The sequence below is a fragment of the Streptomyces sp. NPDC093085 genome, from assembly GCF_040683935.1.
In the GTDB taxonomy this organism is placed as follows: Bacteria; Actinomycetota; Actinomycetes; order Streptomycetales; family Streptomycetaceae; genus Streptomyces.
Genome location: NZ_JBFBFB010000013.1, coordinates 122,706 through 148,249, shown reverse-complemented (window position 1 = coordinate 148,249; position 25,544 = coordinate 122,706). Strand labels below are relative to the sequence as shown.

Genomic DNA, 25,544 nt, shown 5'->3' with positions numbered 1-25,544 from the left:
GAGGCTGACCTCGGCGTTGGGGGGTGTGGCGGTCACCGGTCGACGCCTCCCATCACGGGGTCGATGGACGCGACGGCGACGATGACGTCGGCGACCTGGCCGCCTTCGCACATCGCCGCCATGGCCTGGAGATTGGTGAAGGACGGATCGCGGAAGTGCACGCGGTACGGGCGGGTGCCCCCGTCGGAGACGACATGCGCGCCGAGTTCGCCCTTGGGTGACTCGACGGCGGCGTACGCCTGTCCCGGCGGGACCCGGAAGCCCTCCGTCACCAGCTTGAAGTGGTGGATCAGAGCCTCCATGGAGGTGCCCATGATGTTCTTGATGTGGTCGAGGGAGTTGCCGAGTCCGTCCGGGCCGAGCGCGAGCTGCGCGGGCCAGGCGATCTTCTTGTCGGCGACCATCACCGGGCCCGGCTCCAGCCGGTCCAGGCACTGTTCGACGATCCGGAGCGACTGGCGCATCTCCTCCAGGCGGATGAGGAAGCGGCCGTACGCGTCGCAGGTGTCGGCGGTCGGGATGTCGAAGTCGAAGGTCTCGTAGCCGCAGTACGGGTCGCTCCTGCGCAGGTCGTGCGGGAGCCCGGCGGAGCGCAGGATCGGCCCGGTGGCGCCCAGCGCCATGCAGCCGGTCAGGTCGAGATAGCCGACGTCGCGCATGCGCGCCTTGAAGATCGGGTTGCCGGTGGCGAGCTTGTCGTACTCCGGCAGGTTGGCGCGGAGCTTCTTCACCAGTTCCCGCAGTTGTCCGACGGCGCCCGGGGGGAGGTCCTGGGCGAGGCCGCCGGGGCGGATGAACGCGTGGTTCATCCGGAGTCCGGTGATCATCTCGTAGGCATCGAGAATGAGTTCACGATCGCGGAATCCGTAGATCATGATGGTGGTGGCGCCGAGCTCCATACCGCCGGTGGCGATGCACACGAAGTGCGAGGAGAGCCGGTTCAGCTCCATCAGCAGGACCCGGATGAGGGTGGCGCGGTCCGGGATGTCGTCCTCGATGCCGAGCAGCTTCTCCACGCCGAGGCAGTACGCCGTCTCGTTGAAGAACGACGTCAGGTAGTCCATGCGCGTGACGAAGGTGGTGCCCTGCGTCCAGTTGCGGAATTCGAGGTTCTTCTCGATGCCGGTGTGGAGGTAGCCGATGCCGCAGCGGGCCTCGGTGACGGTCTCGCCCTCGATCTCCAGGATCAGCCGGAGCACCCCGTGGGTGGAGGGGTGCTGGGGGCCCATGTTGACGACGATGCGCTCGTCGTCGGCCTGGGCGGCGGAGTGGACGACCTCGTCCCAGTCGCCGCCGGTGACCGTGTAGACCGTGCCCTCGGTGGTCTCCCGTCCCGAGCCGAGCGAGCCGAAGGCGTCGGGGGCTTCGGTGGCGTCGGCCTCCCCGGCCGCGCCTGCGGCGGCGGAGGCGTGTGAAGTGGTCATCAGGAGTACGACCTCCGCTGGTCCGGAGCCGGGATCTGGGCGCCCTTGTACTCGACGGGGATGCCGCCGAGCGGGTAGTCCTTGCGCTGCGGGAAGCCCTGCCAGTCGTCCGGCATCATGATCCGGGTGAGGGCGGGGTGGCCGTCGAAGATCAGGCCGAAGAAGTCGTACGTCTCGCGCTCGTGCCAGTCGTTGGTCGGATAGACGGTGACCAGGGACGGTACGTGCGGATCCGCGTCCGGCGCGGAGACTTCGAGCCGGATCAGCCGGCCGTGGGTGAGCGAGCGCAGGTGGTAGACGGCGTGCAGCTCGCGGCCCTTGTCGGTCGGGTAGTGGACGCCGGAGACCCCGGTGCAGAGCTCGAACCGGAGCGCGGGGTCGTCGCGGAGGGTGCGGGCCACCTGGAGCAGGTGTTCGCGGGCGACGTGGAAGGTGAGTTCGCCCCGGTCGACGACGGTCTTCTCGATGGCGTACGAGGGGACGAGGTCCTGCTCCTCCAGAGCGCCCTCCAGCTCGTCGGCGATCTCGTCGAAGACGCCGTCGGGGCCGCCGTACGGGCGGGAGGAGGCGCCGGGGAGGTTCACGGTCCGTACGAGACCGCCGTAACCGGAGGTGTCACCGCCGTTGTTGGCGCCGAACATGCCGCGCTGGACGCGGATGGGCTCCTCGGCCCTGCCCCGCTCGGAGGGGAGCCCTTCCGGGGTGGACGCCCCGTCGGCGGGGGCGGTCCGCCCGTCGCCGGGGGCGGGTCGCCGGTCCTCGGGGGCGGGTCGCCGGTCCTCGGGTCGCCGGTCCTCGGGTCGCTGGTCGTCGCTCACCGCAGCAGCCCCTTCATCTCGATCAACGGGAGCGCCTTGAGGGCCGCCTCCTCCGCCTCGCGGGCCGCCTCCTCCGCGTTGACCCCGAGCTTGGAGCTCTGGATCTTCTGGTGGAGCTTGAGAATGGCGTCCATCAGCATCTCGGGACGGGGTGGGCAGCCGGGCAGATAGATGTCCACGGGCACGATGTGGTCGACGCCCTGCACGATCGCGTAGTTGTTGAACATCCCGCCCGACGAGGCGCAGACCCCCATGGAGATCACCCACTTGGGGTTGGGCATCTGGTCGTAGACCTGCCGCAGCACGGGCGCCATCTTCTGGCTCACCCGCCCGGCCACGATCATCAGGTCGGCCTGGCGCGGCGAGCCGCGGAAGACCTCCATGCCGAACCGCGCCAGGTCGTACCGTCCGGCGCCGGTCGTCATCATCTCGATGGCGCAGCAGGCGAGGCCGAAGGTGGCGGGAAAGACGGAGGACTTCCGCACCCAGCCCGATGCCTGTTCGACGGTGGTCAGCAGGAAACCGCTCGGCAGCTTCTCTTCGAGTCCCATTGGTGGCCCCTCAGCCCCTTTAGTCCCATTCCAGGCCGCCGCGCCGCCATACGTATGCGTAGGCGACGAAGACGGTGAGCACGAAGAGCAGCATCTCCACGAGCCCGAAAATCCCGAGCGCGTCGAAGGTGACCGCCCAGGGGTAAAGGAAGACGACCTCAATATCGAAAATGATGAAGAGCATCGCCGTCAGGTAGTACTTGATCGGGAATCGGCCGCCCCCGGCCGGCGTCGGTGTGGGCTCGATGCCGCACTCGTACGCCTCGACTTTCGCCCGGTTGTAGCGCTTTGGGCCGATCAGCGTGGCCATGACCACGGAGAAGATCGCAAACCCGGCCCCGAGGGCGCCGAGCACGAGGATGGGTGCGTAGGCATTCACGCCCCTCAGCTCCTTCCAGTCGTCGTTGACCGTTGGATCGCACCGGGCGGACCACCCCACCGCCACGCCGCGGATCGCTGAAGATCGCGTACATGTGAGGCAGTTCACAAGCCCGGCTGCCCCGCATCTTATGCCCGGCGGCCTGTGATCTGCGACACGGGGTACAGCGGTGAGTTTGTGATCTCCACCACCTGACGAAGGATCATGAAGCCGGATGAGGGGTGATCTTCGTACGCGAAGCGGCCAGGCGATCACCAGACGTGACATTCGCGCCCGTCGACGCTGGTCGGAGGGGGTCCGACTACCAAAAAATGGCCCCTACAAGCAAATTCGCGATGAGACACTTTCGAGTGATATGCAGCCGGGCTTCACTCGCGCGAGGGAGCCGGCGGTCACGGAGTGGACCGGGGGACACGTGCACACATTCACGAGCAACCGGACGGGGCGCGGAAGCGTCGGTACGGATACCCGGCCCGCACACCGGCGCGGTCGTCCGGGAATCGCCCATGACCGCCCCACACCCGGCGTGACCAACTCGACAGCCGAACGGTGACCGAGCCGTTATCAGCCAGCCCGGAATGTGACCTGCACCACCTGATCACCACCCACGAAGAAGGGGGCTTGGCCATCCGTGTGAAGCGGTGGTAAGCGACAGGCAATTCGGACGTTTATCAAAAAGCCCGTGATCACGGCCATGATCGCCCATGCCCGGTTTGCCCGTTACGGCGTCAATAAAGGCCGAAGCCAAGCGGATTCACAGGTTCCGCCCGCAACTGTGGCGCACCCCACGTTTCTTGACGTGGGCCCGGGCCCACCTGATAGCCGTTGGTCTCATGTCCCACACCGCTCAGATAACCAGCCACCGGAAACCCCGCCGGAGCACCCCGCGCGTCACGCTTCGCGCCGGTGTCGCCGGTGGCGTTCTCAGCACCATCGCGGTCGCCGGTGCCGCCGCGCCGGCCAACGCCGAGCCGGTGACCGACACCATCGAAATGCCCACGCTCACCGCCGGTCTGGCCGGTGACTTCGCCCGGTCCGCCGAGGCGACCCAGCAGGTCGCCAACACCATGGACCTCCAGGCCCAGCAGGACGCCGCCGCCGCGAAGGCGGTCAAGGCCGCCAAGACCGCGAAGGCGGAGGCGGAGCGGAAGGCCGAGGCCGAACGGAAGGCGGAGGCCAAGCGGAAGGCCGAGGCCCGCGCGAAGGCGGAGGCCGCGGAGCGCGCCTCCCGCGACGCCGAGCGCACCACGCTCACCGGCGCCTCGAACTCCAACTCCGGTTCCTCCACCGGGACCAGCGCGTCGACGGCGACCAGCACGGCCGCCAAGGTCAGCTCGCAGGCGACCGGCTCGGCCGCGGCCGTCGTCGCGTTCGTCCAGTCCCATGTCGGCGACGCCTACATCATGGGCTCCACCGGCCCCAACGCCTGGGACTGCTCCGGCCTCGTCCAGGCCGCGTACAGCCAGATCGGTGTCGACCTCCCCCGCGTCTCCCAGGACCAGTCGGTGGCGGGCACGCAGGTCTCCCTGAGCAACCTCCAGCCGGGCGACATCCTCTACTGGGGCGGTGCGGGCAGCGCGTACCACACGGCGATCTACATCGGCGACGGCCAGTTCGTGGGCGCCCAGAACCCCGGCAAGGGCGTGGTCCAGGCGTCCCTCGACTACGACCCGCCGAGCGGCGCGGTCCGCGTGCTCTGACGCGGTCCGGCGGGTCACCCGGCCCATGGCGGTTACGCGAACACGTGGCGGCCCGCACAGAGAAGACCCCGCTCCCCGAGAGCGGGGTCTTTTACTATTCTTTTAATTTTGGCATCATGTCCCCTTGTCCTGCCTGTCCGTCCGACTGTCCGTCGGACCGGCTTCGCAGGATGCTTTCTCAGCGCATCACCAGGGGGATAAGTGATCGAGACGGTGTTCAGAAGCGAGGATTTTCCGCAAGCGGACAGATTCGACCGCTGGCGGGATCTGATGCATCAGTGCACTGCACCGCTGGAACTCGACAGCGAGTACCGCGATGATTTCAGAGCCACCCAGCGTCTGCTGGATCTCGACGGCATTTCCGTATGGCCCACAAAATTCCAGCCCGCCCGGTTCCAGCGGACTGCGAGACTGATCCGCCAGTCCGATCCGGAGCAAGTGCACATTTCCATTCCACTGGCCGGAACATTGTATTCCGTACGCGCCGGCCAAGAAATGACCTTCGGCCCTCGCACACTGTGCGTCGTCGACAGCTCGCGAGAAACCGAGGTACGGACGACGGCCCGCCAGACAGGTATCGGAGTGGATGTCCCCAAGGCTCTGCTGCCGTTATCCGGGGACGGGCTCGAAAAACTCTGCCGCTACCGGCTCTCCGGGCGGGAGGGCTTCGGTGCCCTGCTGACCTCGTTCCTCGTCCAACTCGCCAAGGACACCGCCTCCTACCAGGAGTCCGACGGGCCACGCCTCGCCGCGATCACAGTCGACCTGCTCTCCGCGCTGATCGCGCAGTACCTCGGCACCGAGGACGCCCTCTCCCCCGGCACACACCGCCGCACCCTGACCCTGCGGGTGCGGGAGTTCATCCGGCTGAACGCGCGTGACCCGGATCTGACACCCGGTGCGATCGCCGCGGCACATCACATCTCGCTCAGCCAACTGCACCGGATATTCCGGGACCAGGGAACCACGGTCGCCGCCCACATCCGCCGTACGAGGCTGGCGGGCGCACGCAGGGATCTCGCCGATCCGGCCCTGCGCGACGTGGCCGTTCATACCATCGCGACCCGCTGGGGTTTCACCCATCACGCGACCTTCACCCGCGCATTTCACACCGTTTACGGCCTGCCGCCACGTGAATTCCGCCATCAGGGAACCGTGAGCGTACTGCACCATTGACCGCCGTCTCCGCGACCACGGCGTCGTGGCCGCCCGGCCCGGGAGGACCCGGTGACCGGTCCCGGTGCGGGGTTCGCCCGGTGGACCGCCCGACGCGTCCCATCGTCAAAAACTGTGGTCGCTGCGTCAAATAAGTCCGGTGGTTCCCAGGCATGCTTGGCGAAGAATTCCGATTCGTCCGGACCAACGTGAAGCAACTCGTCGACAACAACGTGAACGAGCGCAATCGGCATCACAAGACACCAGGAAAGGGATTGTGCGATGGCTGATGAGATGGTGAGACAGGCGCAGCGCTTCGTGAACGAAGTGTACGGCGGATTCATCGGAATGCGGGTCGCCGAAGACGGGCAGACCGGGTGGAACACCATGTACGCCCTGACGCGCGCCCTGCAATACGAACTCCGTCTGCCGGAATTGTCGAACAGTTTCGGCCCCGGCACCCTGGCGGCCCTCGGCGAGCAGTACGGAAAGCTCGACGCCTCCAACGTTCCGAATGCGAACTTCTGCCGGATCCTCCAGTCCGCCCTCTACTGCAAGGGCTATGACGGCGGCGGCATCGACGGTCTGTACAACGACCGCGTCAAGCAGTCCGTCACCAAACTCAACGCCGATATGGGGCTGAGTGTGGTCTACCCGGGGAGCGCTCTGTGGCCGAAGGTCGTCAAGGGGCTGCTCACCATGGACGCGTATGTCACCGTCAACAGCGGCTCCGAGCAGATCAGGGCCGTCCAGCAGTGGATGAACGGCCAATTCATCCTCCGCAAGGACTTCTATGTCATCCCCTGTGACGGCCACCATTCCAGGACCGTCGCCACGGCCATGCTCTACGCGGTCCAGTACACGATCGGCATGGCCGACGGCGTCGCCAACGGAAACTTCGGCCCCGGCACGAAGGCCGGCATCAAGGACCACCCGCTCTCGGTGGGATCGTCCGGAACCTGGGTGCAGTTGTTCACCGCCGGCATGCTGCTCAACCAGCGGTCGGTGTCGTTCACCAGCACCTTCACCTCCGCCCTGGCCGACGCCGTCCGTTCGTTCCAGTCGTTCGCCATGCTGCCGTCGACGGGGCAGGGCGACTTCTCCACCTGGGCCTCGCTCCTGGTCTCCTACGGCGACCAGGACCGTAAGGGATCCGCCTGCGACGGCGTCACCCGGATCACCCCCGACCGGGCCCGGGCCCTCAAGGCCGAGGGAATCACCGTCGTGGGGCGCTACCTCACCAACCCGGTCCCCGGCGGCGGCGCCGTCCCCGAGAAGGAGATCCAGTCCGGGGAACTCCAGACCCTCGCCGACCAGGGCATGCGCTGTTTCCCCATCTACCAGACCTTCGGCCGCGGCGCCGACGACTTCAGCTACCCCCTGGGCCGCGCCGCGGGCCAGGCCGCGATCAACGCCGCCCTCGACCACGGGTTCAAGTCCGGGGCGAGAATCTTCTTCGCCGTCGACTTCGACGCGTACGACTACGAGATCACCGACAGCATCCTCCCGCACTTCAAGGGCATCGAGGACGCGATGAGGGACGACGGCGGGCGCTACACGGTCGGCGTCTACGGACCGCGCAACGTCTGCACCCGCGTCTCGAACGCCGGCCACGCCTCCGCGTCGTTCGTCTCCGACATGTCCTCCGGCTTCTCCGGCAACTTCGGCTATCCGCTGCCGACGAACTGGGCCTACGACCAGATCGTCACCAAGACCGTGGGCTCCGGAAGCGGATCGATCAACATCGACGTCAACATCGCCTCCGGGAGGGACACCGGACAGGGCTCCTTCAACGCGCCGCGCGGCGTCAAGTCCGACACCCGTCTCAGCCCCGATGTCACCATGGCCATGGAGACCGATGTCGGCAAGTACATGGAGTCCCTCGGCTATCCCCTCGACGGCGGGCTCCGCTCCTACCAGCACTGGAAGTGCTTCGAGCGGACCGTCACCGCGCACGACGACCTGATCACCGAACTGTCGCTGCGGCACAACATGCGCAAGGCGCTCATACAGACCACCGCCTACTGGGAGATGCGGCACATCGCCCCGGACGACGAAGCGGCCTGGGCCGCGGTCATCCTGGCCTTCAACACGACCAGGCAGTACATCAGGGACACCTCCACCGGCATCGCCAAACAGCGGGCGGTCACCCTCATCGGCGCCTGGAACCACGCACTCGACAAGGGGTACGGCTCGGGGCAGCCCCGCCGGAACGTCGCCGTCGACGAGGACAAGTACAACGCGTGGAAGCAGGCGTACGACAGCGAGACCTACGCCCTCACCAGCGTCGCGCTGATCCACCGCTGGGACATCGACGGCAAGCCCGGCGGCGACGACAACTCACCGGCGCTGCGCCAGCCGACACTGGGCTACACCGACCAGGAGATCTACGAGGTCCTCCGCCGCTACCAGGGCCCCGGGGAGCCGGCGTTCAGCGAGGCGAAGAAGCGGATGGGTCTCTACTACGTGATGGAGAAGTACAACTCCATCTCCCGCAACCTGTAACCCACAACCGGTAACTCACCACCGGTACCGCACACCCAATAACTCACCACCGGTGCTGCACACCCGATAACTCACCACCGGTACCGCACAACCAGTGACTCACCACCTGCAACGCACAACCCGTAACTCACAACCTGTCACCAGGAGAACCACTCATGTCCGGAGACGAGCCCTACGCCGGCCACAACGGCGCGCTGCTGGTCCTGCTGATCCTGACCGGCCTCGTCGCCGTCATAACCCTCACGATCTACGGGATCAGGGGGCTGACGCGCGCCGGCCGTACGGGCGGGACCCTCTACGCGCCCGCCGCCGCGCTGGCGTGGGACGCGACGGCCGGCATGTACACCTGGGGGCTCCTCCGCCTGCTGTTCCACGACGACTACGCCCAGGCCCAGGCCTGCCGCGACGCCGTAGGGGCACGCCTCAGCGGGTACGACGCGACCTTCGTACCGCTGCGCTTCGGCTGCCGGACCGCTGACGGACAGGTGGTCGAGGCGATCATCCCCTCCTACCTCAATCCGGTGACCGCCGTGCTCGCCGTCTGTGCGCTCGTCCTGACCGGACTCGTCATCGCTCACCACAAGAAGGGCATCCACACGTGAGTACACCTCTCTCCCGCCGGCTGGTCATGCGCCGCGCGGTCTTCCTGGCCGCGGGCGCCGCCGTCGGCAGTCAACTGCTCGCCTCCCCCGCCGTCGCGCGCTCCGAAGGCCCGGACCCCGCACAGCTCCGCGAGTCGGTACGCAAGGCACAGGAACGCGAGAAGCGCGTCCTGAGCGGTATCCCCTCGAAAAACGGCTGGGAGATGGAGAAGGCCGTGGACGCCTTCGGCCACGTCTACACCAGACCCGTGCCGGGCATCCCGGTGAAGGACGTCCAGGTCCGGATGGGCGACGTCGAGACCGTACTCGTCCACGTGGTGCGCCGCTTCCACTACGAGGTCGACGAGCTGCGCGCCGGCGACGTGGTCGGCTGGCGCGCCCCGTCGACGGTCCGCAAGGGCCTGGCCGAGTCCAACCAGGCGTCCGGTACGGCGGTCCAGATCCGCCCCGGCTCCTACCCGTCCGGCGCGCGCGGGGGCTTCTTCCCGCAGCAGTTGACGGCGATCCGCGCCATAGTCGACGAGTGCGCCGGCGTGGTCCGCTGGGGCGGCGACGACAAGCACCCCGACGAGGCCCTGTTCTACGTCGACGTCAACCCCGACGACGAGCGGCTGCCGCGCCTCGCCGAGCAGATCACGACCTGGGAGTGGACCCCCGGCAAGGGCGCCGGATCCGGCACCGTCTGACGCCCGGCGCGCTCCGCGTCCTCCGGCCCCTCTGATGGCCCCTCTGACGCACCGTCCCGTTCCCGCCGTACGGCGAAGGCCCGCATCCCCCGCCCAGGGTGCGGGCCTTCGCCGTACGGCCGCGCCTCTTCAGCGTCCGGCCCGGCGCCTGCGGCGGCAGACGCCGCACTCCCGGGTGCCGACCACCGTCGGCGCGCCGGTCCACGCCGCAGGGCGGCTGTCGGTGCCGACGAGGGCATGGCGGGAGGTGGACGCCTGCGGCCACGTGACCGTCACATCGCCCGCGTCCCAAAACCTGATCAAGCCCACGCGTGACCCCTTCGAGTGATGACAAGCTCACTCCTCCTGGGTAGAAGAACACCTAAGGCACGTACGTCACTTCTCACCACGCCGCCGGACGGCTCCCCACACCGTCCGGCCAGGAGGAAGCTCCCCCCATGACCATAAAAGGCATCGACGTCTCGTCGTATCAGAGTTCTGCCTACACCACCTCCGGCTTCGACTTCGTCTTCGTCAAGGCGACGGAAGGCACCTCGTACATCAACCCGAAGATGACCGCCCAGGCCGCGCACGGCCGGGCGGCCGGGCTGGTCGTCGGCTTCTATCACTTCCTGCGGCCCGGGGACATGAAGGCCCAGGCCGCGTACTTCGTGGAGGAGTGCGCCAGCATCGTCTACGACCCGCTCTTCGCCGACTGGGAGGACAGCGGCGTCTCCAACGCGCAGAAGGACGCCTTCCTCGCCGAGGTGAAGCGGCTGCGCGGCACCACGCACCGCGTGGGTCTCTACTGCAACCGGGACTACTGGCTGAACCGCGACACCACCAGCAACGCGGGCGACGCCCTGTGGATCGCGGACTACGTCACCGCCGGGCAGCCCCGGATCCAGGCCGCGTGGAAGTTCCACCAGTACACGGACTCGCCCCTGGACACCAACGTGGGCCAGTTCGCCGACCGGGCCGCGCTGAAGACCTGGGCGAGAAAGGGCTGAGGGCGCGGGCGGGAGAGGGCCGAGGCCCCCCGGCCACGACCCCGGCCATGACCCGGTTTCCGGTTCCCCCGGCCGGAGCCCGGGCGCGGGTACGGGAGGAAAGCCCCTGGCACCGCTGCCTGGCTACGCCTTCGGGGTCACCTTCGAGAGCCCGTTGATGATGCGGTCCATCGCGTCGCCGCCCGTCGGGTCCGTCAGGTTCGCCATCATCTTGACGGTGAACTTCATCAGCAGCGGATGCGTCAGCCCGCGCTCCGTCGCCAGCTTCATGATCTTCGGGTTACCGATGAGCTTCACGAACGCCCGGCCCATCGTGTAATAGCCGCCGTAGGTCTCCTTGAGCACCTTCGGGTAGTGCAGCAGCGCCAGTTCGCGCTGGGCCGGGGTCGCCCGCGCCACCGCCTGGACGATGACGTCCGCCGCGATCTGCCCGGACTCCATGGCGTACGCGATGCCCTCGCCGTTGAACGGGTTGACCATCCCGCCCGCGTCACCCACCAGCAGCAGCCCCTTGGTGTAGTGCGGCTGCCGGTTGAACGCCATCGGCAGCGCCGCGCCCCGGATCGGCCCCGTCATGTTCTCCGGGGTGTACCCCCAGTCCTCCGGCATCGAGGCGCACCACGCCTTCAGGACCTCGCGCCAGTCCAGCTCCTTGTAGGCGGAGGAGGAGTTGAGGATCCCGAGCCCGACATTCGACGTACCGTCGCCCATGCCGAAGATCCAGCCGTACCCCGGCAGCAGCTTGTCCGGTCCCGGGCCGCGCCGGTCCCACAGCTCCAGCCACGCCTCCAGGTAGTCGTCATCATGGCGCGGGGAGGTGAAGTACGTCCGTACCGCCACGCCCATCGGACGGTCCTCGCGGCGGTGCAGCCCCATCGCGAGCGAGAGCCGCGTCGAGTTGCCGTCGGCGGCGACGACGAGCGGCGCGTGGAAGGTGACCGGGGTCTTCTCCTCGCCCAGCCTGGCGTGGACGCCGGTGATACGGCCGGTGCGCGCGTCCAGGATGGGAGCGCCGACGTTGCACCGCTCGTGGAGCCGGGCGCCCGCCTTCTGCGCCTGCCGCGCGAGCTGTTCGTCGAAGTCGTCGCGCTTGCGGACCAGTCCGTAATCCGGGTACGAGGCCAGGTCCGGCCAGTCGAGCTGGAGACGGACACCGCCGCCGATGATCCGGAGCCCCTTGTTCCGGAGCCAGCCGGCCTCTTCCGAGATGTCGATGCCCATCGCCACGAGCTGCTTGGTGGCGCGCGGGGTGAGCCCGTCCCCGCAGACCTTCTCGCGCGGGAAGGCGGTCTTCTCCAGCAACAGGACGTCGAGGCCCGCCTTGGCGAGGTGGTACGCGGCGGTGGAACCGGCCGGACCGGCGCCGACGACGATGACGTCCGCGGTGTTCTCGGAGAGGGGCTCGGTCACAGCGGGGTCTCCCGAAGACTCGAAATCGTGTACCGGACGGCACTGGTCACGTGCAGTCTATGGGTGCGCACCATCCCCCCAGCGAAGGGCTGCCGCCGTGACCTCTGTGACCGACCCCCGCCCCGTGGTACGGCTCCGCGTCCCCACCGAGGAGGACGCCTTCGCCTGGCACCGGGTCTTCGCCCACCCCGAGGTGATGGAGTTCCACGGCGGCGCGCCGGCCGAATTGTCCGTGTACGAGGAGCTGACGGCCCGCCAGCGCCGCCATGACGCGGAGCGCGGCTTCTGCCTCTGGACGCTGCTGGACGCGTCCGGCGAGGTGATCGGGTTCACCGGCGCCCAGCCCTGGCCGCACACCTCGTTCGGCCCGGTGGGCGAGATCGAGATCGGGTGGCGGCTGGGCCGGGACCACTGGGGCCGGGGGTACGCGACGGCCGCCGCCAGGACCACGCTGGAGCGGGTACGGGCGGCGGGCGTCGGCCGGGTGGTCGCCATGGTCAACGCGGAGAACGCGCGGTCGATGGCGGTGACGCGGCGGCTGGGGATGGAGCGGGCGGAGACGTACGAGACGCCGGTGTCGCGGCAGACGGCGTACTGCTACCGGCTGGAGCTGTGACGGGGGGCGCGTCGGGGGGAGGCGGGGCGCGTCGGGGGCGGTACGGCCTGTACCGCCCCCTGGGTCCGTGCTGTACCGCCCCCTGGGGCCGGGGCCGTTCAGCCGAGGTGGAACGTCTTCAGCGCCGTGCTGAAGACCACGTCCTTCTCCGCGTTCCAGAACTCCGCCCGGCCCGCGAAGAGGATCGCGTACTCCGTCCCGTCGTCGGCCACGAACGCCTGGTCGATGACGTGCGAACGGACCGGTGACTTCCGGGGCTGGTTGTAGTGCTCGAACTCCCAGAGCGCGCCCGGCCGCCCCTGGTAGGTGTTGGCGGTGAGCCGGAGCCGCTGGTATTCGGCGCCGGGCTGCCCGCTCCGTACCTTCTCCAGGCCGAGGAAGTTCTCGTACGAGGAGGACGGGGCGTCGGGGAGGACGCCGACCTGGAGGTACTCGCCGCCGGTCGGCGCCTCGTAGTAGACCTGGCCGTTCTCCTCGCGGCGCGCCCAGCCGTCCATCACGCCGATGGAGAACCCGGCGGGGTCCTGGCGGAGGCTGAACCCGACGGGCACCTCGGAGCCGGCGGCGTCCCCGGTGGGCGCGTCGGAGGTGGTCTCCTCGGACGTGGGTGTGGCGGTGGCGCCGGGGCCGGGGCCGGATGTCCCCGCCGGAGACGTCTCCGGGGGCGTCCCCTCGGAGGTCCCCTCGGGCGCCTTCGGAGTCGTCTGTACGGCGGAGGGCTTGTCGTCCGCCGGGGTGACGGCCTGGTCGGAGCTGCCGCCGGTGAGCAGCATGGCCCCGGCGGTGGCGCCCCCGCCGGCCAGGATCGCGGCGGCGAGCGTACCCGCCCAGAGCAGCACCGGCCGCCTCCGCCGCACCTCGGGCCCGGGGGCCGGGGGCGGTGGTGCCGGAGGCCGGGGCGACGGCACGTTGGTGACGGTGGCGTACGCGTCCGGGGCCACCGGGGCCGGGTGCTGGGCCAGGGCCGGGTGCTGCGGCTGGGGCTGCGGCTGCGGCTGCGGCTGCGGCTGCGGCTGCGGCTGCGGCTGCGGGGCCTGAACTCCCGGGCCCTGTACCGGATACGGTGCCACCGCGCCGCCCGGTCCCACCCCCGGGCGGGGCATCCCCGGCCCGAGCCCCGCGCCCACCGCCGGGGCGGGACCGGACCCCGCGCCCGAGCCGGGCCCCCGCCCCATGACCCGCAGCAGATACGGCCCCGCGTACGTCGCCGCCGCCAGCCACGGCAGGCCGAACGCCAGCAGGAAGCCGACGCCCGGCGCGACCTCGGCCCGGCCGCTCGCCCCGAACTCCGCGAAGTCGCTCGACAGGAAGACCATGCCCCCGCTGACCCCCGCGACCAGCAGGAGCAGCACCAGGAACGCGCCCGCCGCCAGCGCCCGTTCCCGCCCGTCAGCCGACCGCCGGGCGATCCCCGCACCGACCACCAGCGCGCCCACCACCCCCAGCGCGACCAGCCCGGTGACCGTCCCGCCGCCCACCGTGTCGCCGATCTCCGGGAGCCCGAAGGTGCCCTGTTCGCGGCCCGAGCCGAACATCCACAGGCTGCCCTGGATGTCGTACTCCATCGGCGCGCCCCAGCTCAGCCCGAGCAGGCTCACCCCGATGTTGGGCAGCACCGGCAGCGCGAAGAGCAGGTCCTTGCCGCTCACCCCGTCGGTGGCCGCCAGCCTGACGAAGCCGGCCAGGGCAGAGAGCGCGACGACCGCGCCGAGCACCCGTACCGCCGTACCGAGCGCATGGACCAGGCCCCCGGCCGCCGGACGCGCGGCGAGCCACCCCGCCAGGTCGGTACGGTGCAGGACCGCGCCCGTCACCACCAGCGAGAGCACCAGCGCGCCCAGCGCCGCGAGCAGCGGGGCCGAGGAGAGCGCGATGCCCTCCAGCTCGGGCTGGGCACAGAGCCCGAGGACCAGCACGACACCGCCGAGCAGCGCGGAGACCCGTACGGCCGCGTCAAGCCCCGCACCCCGGGCCCGGAGCCGGCGCGCGCCGGCGTACAGCGCGGCGATCCACAGGACGGTGACCGTCAGCGGGACAAGGGCGAGGACCGCGCCGGGACCGGCGGGGCCGGAGGGTCCGGCGGTTCCCGGGCCGCCCCCGAAGCCGTACCCGTCCCCCGGGCCGTACGGTGAACCGCCGCCCGCCCAGGAGAGTTCGAGGCCGCCGCCGAGCGCCTGGAGCAGCAGCGCCAGCGCGATCCGGAGCCGCAGCCCCCAGCCGATGACGATGTCGTCCCCGCCCCCGTGCCCCTGCCCGTACGACGGGGTCGCCAGCGCGAAGGCGAGCGCGAGCAGCATTCCGGCGGGCCAGGCGGCAGCGGCGGCGGCGGAACGCCAGTCGCCGCGCACCGTCCGGGAGAGGAAGAGCCCGACCGGCGACGGCTGTGGTACGACGCCACCCGGCGCCCCGGTGGGCGGAGGCGGCACCGACGGGGGTACGGATGGCGGTACGGGCGGGGGCGGCGGGCCCGCGGGAGACCCGGCCGGTGGGGGCGCGGACTGTTGGCGTCCGCACTTCATGCAGAAGAGGGCCTCATCCGGAGAAGAGGCCCCGCAGTGCGGGCAGTTCGACGGCACAGCAGACTCCGTGGGAGCGGTGAGGGACGAGGTCCGGCCAAGTGGCTCGAACAGTACGGACACATACTGCGTCCGTACGGTTCCCCTCAGCTATCCGATTTCCCGGAGCCGCCGCCCCGCCGGAGCCGTATCCCCGCCGGTTCCGTACGTCCGCCGGACCCGTACGCCCGTCAGGCCCGTACGCCCGTCAGGGCCGTACCCCCCGGTGCAGCGCCACGATCCCGCCCGACAGGTTCCGCCACGCCACCTTCGACCAGCCCGCCGCCTGGAGCCGGGCCGCCAGCGCGGGCTGGTCGGGCCAGTCGCGGATCGACTCGGCGAGGTAGACGTAGGCGTCCGGGTTGGAGGCGACGGCGCGCGCGACCGGCGGGAGGGCGCGCATCAGGTACTCCGTGTACACGGTCCGGAACGGCGCCCAGGTCGGGTGCGAGAACTCGCAGATCACCACCCGGCCGCCCGGCTTCGTCACCCGGTACAGCTCGCGCAGCGCCGTGTCCGTGTCCTGGACGTTGCGGAGCCCGAAGGAGATCGTCACCGCGTCGAAGACCTCGTCGGCGAAGGGCAGCCGCGTCGCGTCGCCCGCCGTGAACGGCATCCAGGCGTGCCGCTTCTTGCCTTCGCGCAGCATCCCCAGCGAGAAGTCGCAGGGCACGACGTACGCGCCGGTCGCGGCGAAGGGCTGGGAGGAGGTGGCGGTGCCCGCCGCCAGGTCGAGGATCTTCTGCGCCGGGCGGGCGTCGACCGCCCTGGCGACCTCCTTGCGCCACCGCCGGTCCTGGCCGAGGGAGAGCACATCGTTGGTGAGGTCGTAGTTCTCCGCCACGCCGTCGAACATGGAGGCGACTTCGTGCGGCTGCTTGTCCAGGGAGGCTCGGGTCACGCCCTCCATTGTGGCAGGGCGTGACCGGCGGCCCCCGAAGCCCCCGCCGTCCCCGGAGCCCCCGCCACCACCGAAGCCCCCGCCGTCCCCGGAGCCCCTCACCGCTCAGCGGTCGGCGAACGCCGGTTCAGGGCAGCAGCCTCGGCCGCCGCTTCGCCGCGACGTCCTCCACCCACCCGAAGAGCCCCACCGCCACCGCGATCAGCACCCACGCCACCCCGAACTGGAACCACGGGCTGTCGAGCGGCAGATCCCGCTCGAAGGCCGGGATGTCCCAGAGCATGTCGATCAGCGGCACGCTCACCATCAGCGCGACCTCGTGCCAGAGGTAGAGCGTCACCGCCCGCGCGTTGAACACCTTCACCACCCGGTCCGCCGCCGGCCGCCGCGCCAGCCACCCGAAGTCCGGCCGGAAGCGCAGGAGCAGCAGGACGAACCCGGCGGACCAGAGCGCCTGCGCGAGCGGGATGTCGTCCAGGTCGTACGTCCCGTCCACCTGGTGGTGGAACGCCCACCACGCGCCGGCCGCCAGCGCGGGCACCGCCGCCGCGACGACGGCCCCCGGACGGAGCCGGTCGAGCACCCCGTCGCGGTGCGCGAAGCCGAGCAGCCAGCAGAAGAGGAAGACCGACAGATCGCTGAGCGCGGAGCCGAACCGCCCGTCCGGCAGGGGCCGTACGGTCGCGAAGACGACGACCGGGACGAGCGAGGCGAGCAGCACCGGGAGCGGCGCCCGCCGGAAGGCCCGGAGCAGCAGGGGCGAGAGGAGGACGAACCAGAGGTACGTACGGAGGTACCAGAGCACCGCCCACGCCTGCTCGCCCCAGGCGTTCCCGGGCGGGTCGCCGACCGGCAGCACCCAGTAGAGGGCGTCGGCCCCCGGCAGCCAGCCGTGGCGCGCCATGGCCACGCCGAGGACCGCCCCGAAGACCCACAGCGGCACCAGCAGCCGCCGCAGCCGGCTCCGGATCACGGCCCCCGCCGGGCGCTCCAGGGAGCGCGCCATCAGGGAGCCGGCGAGCGCGAACATCACCCCCATGGAGGGGAAGAGGAGCCCGAGCCAGGGCCACTCGAAGGTGTGGTACGTGACGACGCGGACCAGCGCGACGGCGCGCAGCGCGTCGAAGTACCGGTCCCGGCCCCCGGGGGAGGCCGGCCCGGGGGCAGGCAGCGGGGTGTCCCCCAGGGCGTCCCGCGCGGTGTCCCCCGGGCGGGGCGGCACGGGAGCCCCCCGCCGGTGCGCGCCCCCCATCAGGCGGCCCCCGTCCCGGGGCGGGGCGCGCCGACCTCGCCGGTGCGCTTGAGCTTCTGCCAGCGCAGCCGACCGCCGGTGAGCGCGGTGACCGTGGAGTGGATCAGGACCAGATACATCAACTGGCGGTAGGCGATCTGCTGGAGCGGCATCATCAGCAGATAGCGGTACTTCTCCTTGTCGAGCCGGAACGCGTAGGCCGCGCAGAGGAGTTGCACCAGGAGCACCGCCAGCCAGGCGAGCAGCGACGCCTTGAGGTCCACGAAGATCATCGCGTAGACGGTGAACACGTCGATGAGAGGGGCGAAGACCGGTGTGACGATCTGGAAGAGCACGACCAGCGGCATCCCGACCCGGCCGAACCGGCCCGAGGGTCCCTTGTCCACCACCGACCCGCGGTGCTTCCACAGCGCCTGCATCGTGCCGTAACTCCACCGGTACCGCTGGCGCCAGAGCTGGCCGACGCTCGCCGGTGCCTCGGTCCAGGCGCGCGCGTGCTCCGCGTACACGACCCGCCACCCGGCGCGGTGCAGGGCGATGGTGATGTCGGTGTCCTCGGCGAGGGTGTCCTCGCTCATGCCGCCGACGTCGAGCACGGCCCGCCGGCGGAACGCCCCGATCGCGCCGGGGATGGTGGGCATGCAGCGCAGCAGGTCGTACATGCGGCGGTCGAGGTTGAAGCCCATGACGTACTCGATGTGCTGCCAGGCCCCGATGACGGTGTTCCGGTTGCCGACCTTGGCGTTCCCGGCGACCGCGCCGACCCGCTCGTCCCCGAAGGGCTGCACGAGCTGCCGTACGGTGTCGGGCTCGAAGACGGTGTCGCCGTCCATCATCACGACGATGTCGTGGGTGGCCTGCCGTACCCCGTTGTTGAGGGCGGCGGACTTGCCCGCGTTCTCCTGGCGGACGACCCGGACGTTGGGGAGCCCCAGGGACTCCGCGATCTCGGCGGTGCCGTCGGTGGAGCCGTCGTCGACCACGACGATCTCGATGGGGTGGGTGCTCGCCGCGAGGGAGTTGAGGGTGTTGGCGATGCACTCCTTCTCGTTGTACGCGGGGACGATGACGCTGACCGGCTCGTAGACCGGTGGCCCCCAGGCGAAGCGGCGGCGGTTGCGCTGCCGGTGGTGGCGGCGGGCGAGGACGAGCATCAGCGCGAACCGCCCCATGACGGCGACGCCGACGACCGCGAGCCCGGTAGCGAGCCCGGGGACGGACCACTCGGCGACGGCGACGGCGGCGATCAGGGCCCGCCCCTCCCAGAGGGTGGCGCCGGTGGCCTGGCGGTGGGCCATCTGCTCGACGTTCCCGCCGGGGCCGGTGGCACCGCCGGCCCCGGGGGTGCCACCGGGAGGGCCGCCGGCTCCCCCGCCGGCGGCACCGGCGACCGCTCCGGCCTCCTGGTCGACCGCCTGACCGCCCTCCGCCTCAGCGGCCTGACCGTCGGCCTGGGCGCCGCTGACCGTGGTGAAGGTGTACCCCTTGGCCTTCATCTTCTTGATGTACGCCGGGAGCGCCTTCAGCGTGTCCGTACGGTCGCCGCCCGCGTCGTGGAAGAGCACGGCGGCGCCCTCGCCGTCCTTCGGCGTGGCCCACTTGATGATCTTGCTGACGCCCGGCTCCTGCCAGTCCTCGCTGTCGGTGTCGATGAAGACGCTCGTGTACCCCATCGCGCCGAGGCGCTGGTAGACCGGCCAGCTCTCGTTGTCGATGGCGTTGTTGGTGGAGGAGTACGGGGCCCGGAAGAGCGTCGTCGTGATCCCGGCGGCGCCCGCCAGGGCGAGCTGGGTCTGGGCGATTTCGCGTTTGACGCGGGCCGCGCTCTGGTACGAGAGATCGACGTGCGTGAAGGTGTGGACGCCGACCTCGTTTCCCTGGTCGACCATGTTCTTCACGATGCCGGGATAGCGCGAGACCATCGATCCGATGAGAAAGAACGTGCCGGGCACGTCCTGCTGTTTGAGGATCTTGAGTACTTTCTCGGTGTACTCGGGATCGGGTCCGTCGTCGAATGTCAGAACGATGGTCTTGTCGGCGACGGACTGGGTACGTGCCCGTCCGTTCACAAAACTCAGAATGGGCCCGCCGTCGACAATGCTGTCGGGGACTTCGCTGTTGCTCGCGTCGGAACGGACCCGCTGGTCGCCGCCGACTTCGGAGCGGAGATAGCCGTCCAGCAGCAGCACGCTGACGAGGCCGAGCAGCAGGAGCAGGGCGAAGATCACCCGGGGTTTGGGGATCGCCTGCCGGCCGACGCGCTCGATACGGCCGGGGGTGGCGTGGCGGCGCCTGCGCACGCGGTCGGCGGTCTTCTCGGTCATCGGCTCAGCCACCCGAAGACGCGGAGGCCGAAGCCGAGGCGGACGCGGAGGCGGAGGCGGAGGCGGAGGCGGAGGCGGAGGCGGAGGCGGAGGCGGAGGCGGAGGCGGAGGCGGACACCTGCGGACTTCCGGGCGCCCCGCCCGGCGGCGGCGCCCCGCCCGGCGGACCGTATCCGCTCCCCTGCTCACCCGCCGGGCCGCCGCCGAACGGCAGGACCTGGGACGGGGTCAGGGAGATCCCGCCCATGAAGGCGAGCCCCAGCACGGCGACATACCCGAGGGTGAGCACCCCCAGCATCATCCCGGCCCGGCGCAACAGACGGGCCCGGCGCCCGGAGGCGTCCACGAAGACGGGGCCCTCCTGGGGCCGGACGGCACCTCGTTTACGGCGCCGGTCCGGCCGTACCGGGCGTTCCTCAAGGGTGGGGTCAGAATGCATGCGAGCAGATTGGCCACCCTTTATGTGCGAAACCTGTGCCTGCCGGGACGCGTTCCTATGAATTCCCTCATTTCCTGTCAGCGAGCTGAGAGCCGGCACCCCGGATGATCACTCGCCCCGCTCTCCTCATCTCTCAAACGCACTGCTGGCAAAGGCGGGTTGACCGATATCCCGCCGCCCCCCGCCCCGAATCGTGACCTCCGTCACGACATTGACCTGTGGGAGGCTCCCCCTTGTCGAGCGAATTCCTTCAACTTCCGGAAAGCGGGTGCGTTTTCGCCATGCCGAGTTCACCGAGTAACGGGCCGCACCGCAGGCGGGCGTACGGTCGTCCGACGGCCTGGGCGGCAGGACTGACCGCCCTCGCACTAGCCCTCGCCTGTTCGGCATGCTCCACCGGTACGGCCGCCGACGCGGACGGCGCCCGCGGCACCGGCAAACCGCCCGGCCAGGCCCCCGCGGGAGAAGACGGCGGTAAGGAGCCGGACTTCGCCCCGTACGTCAGCGCCACCACCGCCTCCGCCCTGGACACGGCGGGCTCGCCCGGCACGTACAACCTGGCCTTCGTCATCACCGGCGGCACCGGGAGCTGCACCCCGGTCTGGGGCGGTACGGCGGCGTACGACAGCGCGGCGGTGAAGGCGCGGGTGGCGGAGCTGACGGCCTCGGGCGGTTCGGTACGGGTCTCCTTCGGCGGCGCCTCGGGCACCGAACCGGCGCTGGGGTGCGACGGCGTGGACGCCCTGGTGGCCGCGTACGGGAAGGCGCTGGACGCGGTGGGCGCGACGAAGGCGGACTTCGACATCGAGGGCGACGCGCTCACCGACACCGCCTCCATCGCCCTGCGGAACAAGGCGATCGCCCGGCTCCAGCAGGACCGGGACCTGGACGTCACCTACACGCTGCCGGTGATGCCGGACGGCCTGGAGAAGTCCGGCCGGGCGATTCTCGCGGACGCGGCCGAACGCGGCGTGAAGCTCTCCGCCGTCAACATCATGGCGATGAACTACGGCTCCACCTACACCGGCGACATGGCCGACTACGCCGAACAGGCCGCCACAGCCGCCCACACCCAGCTCACCGAGATCCTGGGCCTCTCGTCACCGGCGGCGTGGAAGGCCCTGCACATCACCCCCATGGCCGGCGTCAACGACGTGACCGGCGAGACCTTCACCCTGGCCGACGCGGCCCGGCTCCGCCGCTTCGCCCGCCAGAAGGGCGTGGGCGCCCTCTCCCTGTGGGCGACTTTCCGCGACCAGGCGTGCGCGGAAGGCGTATCCACGACGAAGGCCTCCGACACATGCAGCGGCGTGGACCAGTCGGCCGGCGCCTTCGCGAAGGCCCTGTCGTCGGACTCCGGCTCCGCCACAGACTCCGAATCCGCCACTGACTCCGGCTCCGGTTCCGGCTGAGCAGGCCGGAGGTGCCGTACGTACGGAATCAGGCGCGCCGGTGGACCAGGCGGCCCGCGCAGACCGTCGCCACGCAGCGGCCGTCCGCGTCGAGGACGGCGAGGTCCGCGCGGCCCGACGCGGTGAGTACGGGACGGAGGGGGCCCGGCAGGACGGTGACGCCGACGCGGGCGGCGGCCTCGCGCAGGGCCGGGTCCTCCGCCGCGTACGTGTCGAGTACCGCGACCGCGCCCAGTTTGAGGACGGCGTGGATACGTTCCCTCGGGCTCGGGGCTGCGGGCAGGGGGCCTTCGTGGACGCGCCCGGGGCCGAGCGTGCCGGACCAGCGCCGTACCCGCGCGCCGGGGAACCGTTCCCGCAGCTCCTCGGCGGGCCCGGCGGCGAGGATCCGGTCCCGGCCGACCACCACCGCGCCGTCCGGGACACCCTCGTCGTCGTCCCACGCGTAACGGAGCACGTCGGCCATGTGCAGGGTCTCCACTCAGCGCCTCACAAGTACCGTACGGACCACGTCAGTCGCGTCAGCCGCGTCAGTTGGTGGCGATGAGCTTCAGCTCGGGGTGGGCCGTGCCGCCCTCGATCGCCGTCGACGAGATATGCGAGGCGACCCGCTCGTCGACCGGGTCGTTCGCCGGGTCGTCGTGGACGACGAGGTGCTCGTACGTCGTCGCGCGCTGCGCGGGGACCCGGCCCGCCTTGCGGATGAGGTCGATGATCTCCAGCCGGTTGGAGCGGTGCTTCGCGCCGGCCGAGGAGACCACGTTCTCCTCCAGCATGATCGAGCCGAGGTCGTCCGCGCCGTAGTGCAGCGAGAGCTGGCCGACCTCCTTGCCGGTGGTCAGCCAGGAGCCCTGGATGTGCGCGACGTTGTCGAGGAAGATCCGGGCGATCGCGATCATCCGCAGGTACTCGAAGAGGGTGGCCTGCGTCCGGCCCTTCAGGTGGTTGTTCTCGGGCTGGTAGGTGTACGGGATGAACGCGCGGAAGCCGCCCGTCCGGTCCTGCGTGTCCCTGATCATGCGCAGGTGCTCGATGCGCTCGGCGTTGGTCTCGCCGGTGCCCATGAGCATGGTGGACGTGGACTCGACGCCGAGCCCGTGGGCGATCTCCATGATCTCCAGCCACCGCTCGCCGGACTCCTTGAGCGGCGCGATCGCCGTGCGGGGCCGTGCGGGCAGCAGTTCGGCGCCCGCGCCGGCGAAGGAGTCGAGACCGGCGGCGTGGATCCGCGCGATGGCCTCCTCGACGGGGACCTTCGAGATCCGGGCCATGTGCTCGACCTCGGAGGCGCCGAGCGAGTGGATCACGAGCTGCGGGTACGCCTCCTTGATCGCGGCGAAGTGCTTCTCGTAGTACTCGACGCCGTAATCCGGGTGGTGGCCGCCCTGGAACATGATCTGCGTACCGCCGAGTTCGACGGTCTCCGCGCAGCGGCGCAGGATGTCGTCGAGGTCGCGGCTCCACCCCTTGGCGGTGTCCTTGGGCGCGGCGTAGAAGGCGCAGAACTTGCAGGCCGTCACGCACACGTTGGTGTAGTTGATGTTCCGTTCGATGATGTACGTCGCGATGTGCTCCGTACCGGCGTACCGGCGGCGGCGTACGGCGTCGGCGGCGGCGCCCAGCGCGTGCAGCGGCGCGGAGCGGTAGAGGTCGAGGGCCTCCTCGGGGGTGATGCGCCCACCGGCGGCGGCACGGGCCAGAACGGACGTGAGGTCGGCCTTCTCGGTCACCGGGGCGGGTCCTTCCCAAGGGGGTGTCACGACCGATTCAGCCTACGCCAGTCCCGTTCAGCGCCGGGTGAGGGTGCCGGTCACCGCTTGGTGAGGGTGCCCTTGGGGGTGCCGGCGGCCTCCTCGTCGGAGGCGTAGTCGAGGGTGGTGGCGGAGGTGCGCTTGAAGGTCAGCCCGGCCACGCCGCCCGTCGTGCACAGGTTCCCGCTGGAGCGCCGGCTGTCGTCCGTACGCTCCTCGATCTCCACCAGATCGCCCTTGGCGGAGACCAGCTTGCCGATGCCGAAGCACTCCACGGTGGTGCCGAGGACGGTGATCCGGGTCGTCGTACGGACGACGTCCTCGCCCTTCGCGCCCGCGCTGAACGCGGCGGTGAACGTGCCGTGCGGCAGCCCGCTCCGCTCGGTCACCGGGCCGCTCCAGGTGCCCACGAAGGAGGCGGGCAGCTCCCCGGCCGACGCGCTCGCCGAGCCGCTCGGCGCCCCGCCCTCGGAGCCGCCCGGGAGGCTGTCCGTGGGCTCGCGGGTGGCGGGGGTGGTCCCGGAGGGGCGCTCCGCCCCGGTGTCCCCGTCGGCGCTGTCGTTGGTTCCGCCGCCGAAGAAGTCCGGGCCGAAGGTCTGCACGGCGAACCCCGCGAAGGCCACGGCGACGGTCACGGCGAGCGCGACGGTGCATCCCCGCCGCCGGGCGGGCCGCTGCCCGGGGCCGGGGGCGGGAGCGGTACCGGGGGCGCCGGGGACCGCGCCCGGGACGCCCGGGGTCCCCGTACCACCGGCGCCGGTGGTCGCGACGCCCGTACCGGCGCCCGTACCGGAGCCGCCGCCGGGGTCCGAGGCGGTGGCGGTGTACGTGTGCACGTCGGCGGAGACCGAGAAGAGCCGGGGCCGTCCTGGACGCTCCGGGTCCTGCTCCGGTGACAGGGCCGGGGGTATGGGCGCCCCCGGCGGCGGTACGGGCGGCCCGAACACCCCCAGGGGTGCCCCGCCGCCGAGCGAGGCGCTGCTGAACGGCACCGGACCGCTGGGCGCGTCGGGCGGGAACGGCGCGGGGACCGGTACGGAGGGCGGCGTGGCGGGTCCGCCGGGCGCGGGCGCCTCGGGGAACGACGGCGCGAACGGCGGGGGCGTGGCGGGCGCCCCCGCCGTGTCCAGGTCCAGCAGGCGTACGACGGACCGGCTGACCTCCTCCACCAGGGGCCCCGGCAGCCACCCCGCCGCGACCAGCGCGCCCGCGCCCGCCCCGTCGGCGGCGAGCAGCCGGGCCGCCTCGGCCGGGGCCGGGCGGGCCGCCGGGTCCTTGGCCAGGCAGCTCACCACGATCTCCCGCAACTCACCGCTCAGCCCGTCGAGTTCGGGCTCCTCGTGGACCACCTTGTAGAGCAGGGAGGCCGACGAGTCGCCGGGGAAGGGGCTCGCGCCCGTCGCCGCGTACGTCAGCACCGAGCCCATCGAGAAGACGTCGGCCGCCCCGTCCACCGGCCCCCTGCCGAGGATCTGCTCCGGCGCCATATATCCCGGCGAGCCGACCGAGACGCCCGTGGAGGTGAGCGAGGAGGTGCCGTCGGTGGCGCGGGCGATGCCGAAGTCGATCAGGCGCGGGCCGTCGAGGGCGAGGAGCACGTTCGACGGCTTGACGTCCCGGTGCACCAGGCCGAGGGCGTGCACCGCCGTCAGCGCCTCCGCGAGACCCGCGCCGAGCGCCCGTACGGTCCGCTCGGGCAGCGGGCCCTGGTCCGCGACGGCCCGGGTCAGCGAGGGGCCCGCCACATACGCGGTCACCACCCACGGAACCTCCGCCTCCGGGTCGGCGTCGAGAACGGGCGCGGTCCAGCGCAGCCCGCCGGGCCCGGTGCCGACCCGGCGCACCGCGGCCACCTCGCGCCGGAAGCGGGCCCGGAACTCCTCGTCCGTCGCGAAGTGCGGGTGGACGGCCTTGACCGCGACCGTACGGCCACCCGCCGAGCGCCCGAGATAGACCCGGCCCATCCCACCGGCGCCCAGCCGCCCCAGCAACCGGTACGGGCCGATGGCCGACGGATCTCCGGTGTCGAGCGGCTGCATGCCCCGTCCTCTTCTCCCCAGTACGACCGCGGTACG

General features: G+C 70.9%; 22 protein-coding genes and 1 pseudogene. 8 read left to right on the top strand and 15 right to left on the bottom strand.

All coding sequences use genetic code 11. The features are described from left to right. Positions 1 to 32 precede the first annotated feature (32 nt). From AB0O07_RS28770 to AB0O07_RS28755, 4 genes are read right to left on the bottom strand one after another with little or no spacing between them, the layout of a single operon-like run. Positions 33 to 1,424 carry an NADH-quinone oxidoreductase subunit D gene (locus tag AB0O07_RS28770; protein ID WP_365638565.1) on the bottom strand — a complete coding sequence of 464 codons (1,392 nt, stop codon included), beginning with the start codon at positions 1,422 to 1,424 and terminating at the stop codon, positions 33 to 35. Continuing rightward, entirely contained in the window at positions 1,424 to 2,242 is an 819-nt protein-coding gene (locus AB0O07_RS28765) for an NADH-quinone oxidoreductase subunit C (RefSeq protein ID WP_365638562.1), read from the bottom strand. Before AB0O07_RS28765 ends, AB0O07_RS28770 begins: the two co-directional genes overlap by 1 nt. Continuing rightward, the gene (locus AB0O07_RS28760; protein ID WP_365638560.1) at positions 2,239 to 2,793 is read right to left on the bottom strand and encodes an NADH-quinone oxidoreductase subunit B family protein; all 555 of its coding nucleotides are present in this window, start codon (positions 2,791 to 2,793) and stop codon (positions 2,239 to 2,241) included. Before AB0O07_RS28760 ends, AB0O07_RS28765 begins: the two co-directional genes overlap by 4 nt. A 19-nt stretch (positions 2,794 to 2,812) precedes the next feature. Beyond that, entirely contained in the window at positions 2,813 to 3,172 is a 360-nt protein-coding gene (locus AB0O07_RS28755) for an NADH-quinone oxidoreductase subunit A (protein WP_365638558.1), read from the bottom strand. An 833-nt stretch (positions 3,173 to 4,005) separates the two neighbouring features. On the opposite strand from AB0O07_RS28755, the gene AB0O07_RS28750 reads away from it, so the two are divergent. From AB0O07_RS28750 to AB0O07_RS28730, 5 genes are all read left to right on the top strand, one after another. Beyond that, positions 4,006 to 4,872, top strand: a complete 867-nt coding sequence (locus tag AB0O07_RS28750; RefSeq protein ID WP_365638556.1) for a C40 family peptidase — start codon at positions 4,006 to 4,008, stop codon at positions 4,870 to 4,872. A gap of 201 nt (positions 4,873 to 5,073) precedes the next feature. Then, positions 5,074 to 6,048 carry a helix-turn-helix domain-containing protein gene (locus AB0O07_RS28745; RefSeq protein WP_365638554.1) on the top strand — a complete coding sequence of 325 codons (975 nt, stop codon included), beginning with the start codon at positions 5,074 to 5,076 and terminating at the stop codon, positions 6,046 to 6,048. Positions 6,049 to 6,309: 261 nt separating this feature from the next. Beyond that, entirely contained in the window at positions 6,310 to 8,532 is a 2,223-nt protein-coding gene (locus AB0O07_RS28740) for a glycoside hydrolase domain-containing protein (RefSeq protein WP_365638552.1), read from the top strand. A 155-nt stretch (positions 8,533 to 8,687) separates the two neighbouring features. Continuing rightward, entirely contained in the window at positions 8,688 to 9,134 is a 447-nt protein-coding gene (locus tag AB0O07_RS28735; protein WP_365638550.1) for a hypothetical protein, read from the top strand. Next, positions 9,131 to 9,820 (top strand): hypothetical protein, encoded by a 690-nt coding sequence (locus tag AB0O07_RS28730; protein ID WP_365638548.1) that lies wholly within the window; start codon positions 9,131 to 9,133, stop codon positions 9,818 to 9,820. The genes AB0O07_RS28735 and AB0O07_RS28730 overlap by 4 nt, the downstream gene beginning before the upstream one ends. Before the next feature lie 129 nt (positions 9,821 to 9,949). Here AB0O07_RS28730 and AB0O07_RS28725 read toward each other — a convergent pair whose 3' ends face one another. Beyond that, positions 9,950 to 10,123, bottom strand: a complete 174-nt coding sequence (locus tag AB0O07_RS28725; protein ID WP_365638546.1) for a hypothetical protein — start codon at positions 10,121 to 10,123, stop codon at positions 9,950 to 9,952. A 134-nt stretch (positions 10,124 to 10,257) separates the two neighbouring features. On the opposite strand from AB0O07_RS28725, the gene AB0O07_RS28720 reads away from it, so the two are divergent. Next, the gene (locus tag AB0O07_RS28720) at positions 10,258 to 10,809 is read left to right on the top strand and encodes a glycoside hydrolase family 25 protein (RefSeq protein WP_365638543.1); all 552 of its coding nucleotides are present in this window, start codon (positions 10,258 to 10,260) and stop codon (positions 10,807 to 10,809) included. Positions 10,810 to 10,932: 123 nt separating this feature from the next. Here AB0O07_RS28720 and AB0O07_RS28715 read toward each other — a convergent pair whose 3' ends face one another. Next, complete coding sequence (locus AB0O07_RS28715) at positions 10,933 to 12,219, bottom strand: geranylgeranyl reductase family protein (RefSeq protein ID WP_365638541.1); 1,287 nt, start codon at positions 12,217 to 12,219, stop codon at positions 10,933 to 10,935. Between the two features lie 97 nt (positions 12,220 to 12,316). On the opposite strand from AB0O07_RS28715, the gene AB0O07_RS28710 reads away from it, so the two are divergent. Beyond that, positions 12,317 to 12,835 (top strand): GNAT family N-acetyltransferase, encoded by a 519-nt coding sequence (locus AB0O07_RS28710; protein ID WP_365638539.1) that lies wholly within the window; start codon positions 12,317 to 12,319, stop codon positions 12,833 to 12,835. A gap of 98 nt (positions 12,836 to 12,933) precedes the next feature. Here the strand turns inward: AB0O07_RS28710 and AB0O07_RS28705 are convergent, their stop codons facing one another. The 6 genes and pseudogenes from AB0O07_RS28705 to AB0O07_RS28680 all read right to left on the bottom strand — a co-directional run bounded on the left by AB0O07_RS28705 (position 12,934) and on the right by AB0O07_RS28680 (position 20,306). Continuing rightward, positions 12,934 to 15,261, bottom strand: coding sequence for a hypothetical protein (locus AB0O07_RS28705; RefSeq protein WP_365638760.1), 2,328 nt, complete (start codon positions 15,259 to 15,261; stop codon positions 12,934 to 12,936). Between the two features lie 81 nt (positions 15,262 to 15,342). Then, positions 15,343 to 15,411: pseudogene (locus tag AB0O07_RS28700) on the bottom strand (zinc-ribbon domain-containing protein); the annotation flags it as partial. A gap of 187 nt (positions 15,412 to 15,598) precedes the next feature. Beyond that, positions 15,599 to 16,291: a demethylmenaquinone methyltransferase gene (locus AB0O07_RS28695; protein WP_365638537.1), complete on the bottom strand. Its 693-nt coding sequence runs from the start codon at positions 16,289 to 16,291 to the stop codon at positions 15,599 to 15,601. A gap of 127 nt (positions 16,292 to 16,418) precedes the next feature. Further along, a complete protein-coding gene (locus AB0O07_RS28690; RefSeq protein ID WP_365638534.1) occupies positions 16,419 to 17,513 on the bottom strand; it encodes an acyltransferase in 1,095 nt (364 codons plus the stop codon). A 29-nt stretch (positions 17,514 to 17,542) separates the two neighbouring features. After that, complete coding sequence (locus AB0O07_RS28685; protein WP_365638531.1) at positions 17,543 to 19,867, bottom strand: bifunctional polysaccharide deacetylase/glycosyltransferase family 2 protein; 2,325 nt, start codon at positions 19,865 to 19,867, stop codon at positions 17,543 to 17,545. A gap of 4 nt (positions 19,868 to 19,871) precedes the next feature. Next, complete coding sequence (locus tag AB0O07_RS28680; protein ID WP_365638529.1) at positions 19,872 to 20,306, bottom strand: hypothetical protein; 435 nt, start codon at positions 20,304 to 20,306, stop codon at positions 19,872 to 19,874. A 281-nt stretch (positions 20,307 to 20,587) separates the two neighbouring features. Between AB0O07_RS28680 and AB0O07_RS28675 the strand changes: the two genes are divergently transcribed. Further along, positions 20,588 to 21,718, top strand: coding sequence for a chitinase (locus AB0O07_RS28675; RefSeq protein WP_365638528.1), 1,131 nt, complete (start codon positions 20,588 to 20,590; stop codon positions 21,716 to 21,718). Between the two features lie 28 nt (positions 21,719 to 21,746). On the opposite strand, the gene AB0O07_RS28670 is transcribed toward AB0O07_RS28675, so the two are convergent. The 3 genes from AB0O07_RS28670 to AB0O07_RS28660 all read right to left on the bottom strand — a co-directional run bounded on the left by AB0O07_RS28670 (position 21,747) and on the right by AB0O07_RS28660 (position 25,508). Beyond that, a complete protein-coding gene (locus AB0O07_RS28670; protein WP_365638526.1) occupies positions 21,747 to 22,199 on the bottom strand; it encodes a hypothetical protein in 453 nt (150 codons plus the stop codon). 49 nt (positions 22,200 to 22,248) lie between these two features. After that, a complete protein-coding gene (gene mqnC / locus AB0O07_RS28665) occupies positions 22,249 to 23,448 on the bottom strand; it encodes a cyclic dehypoxanthinyl futalosine synthase (RefSeq protein WP_365638525.1) in 1,200 nt (399 codons plus the stop codon). 80 nt (positions 23,449 to 23,528) lie between these two features. Next, a complete protein-coding gene (locus tag AB0O07_RS28660; protein ID WP_365638523.1) occupies positions 23,529 to 25,508 on the bottom strand; it encodes a serine/threonine-protein kinase in 1,980 nt (659 codons plus the stop codon). Positions 25,509 to 25,544 lie beyond the last annotated feature (36 nt).

What these genes read in the sequence shown, in the direction of transcription:
- AB0O07_RS28770 (WP_365638565.1), bottom strand. Translation starts at nt 1,424, where the DNA reads ATGACCACTTCACACGCCTCCGCCGCCGCAGGCGCGGCCGGGGAGGCC.
- AB0O07_RS28760 (WP_365638560.1), bottom strand. Translation starts at nt 2,793, where the DNA reads ATGGGACTCGAAGAGAAGCTGCCGAGCGGTTTCCTGCTGACCACCGTC.
- AB0O07_RS28750 (WP_365638556.1), top strand. Translation starts at nt 4,006, where the DNA reads ATGTCCCACACCGCTCAGATAACCAGCCACCGGAAACCCCGCCGGAGC.
- AB0O07_RS28740 (WP_365638552.1), top strand. Translation starts at nt 6,310, where the DNA reads ATGGCTGATGAGATGGTGAGACAGGCGCAGCGCTTCGTGAACGAAGTG.
- AB0O07_RS28735 (WP_365638550.1), top strand. Translation starts at nt 8,688, where the DNA reads ATGTCCGGAGACGAGCCCTACGCCGGCCACAACGGCGCGCTGCTGGTC.
- AB0O07_RS28720 (WP_365638543.1), top strand. Translation starts at nt 10,258, where the DNA reads ATGACCATAAAAGGCATCGACGTCTCGTCGTATCAGAGTTCTGCCTAC.
- AB0O07_RS28685 (WP_365638531.1), bottom strand. Translation starts at nt 19,867, where the DNA reads ATGACCGAGAAGACCGCCGACCGCGTGCGCAGGCGCCGCCACGCCACC.
- AB0O07_RS28680 (WP_365638529.1), bottom strand. Translation starts at nt 20,306, where the DNA reads ATGCATTCTGACCCCACCCTTGAGGAACGCCCGGTACGGCCGGACCGG.
- AB0O07_RS28675 (WP_365638528.1), top strand. Translation starts at nt 20,588, where the DNA reads ATGCCGAGTTCACCGAGTAACGGGCCGCACCGCAGGCGGGCGTACGGT.
- AB0O07_RS28660 (WP_365638523.1), bottom strand. Translation starts at nt 25,508, where the DNA reads ATGCAGCCGCTCGACACCGGAGATCCGTCGGCCATCGGCCCGTACCGG.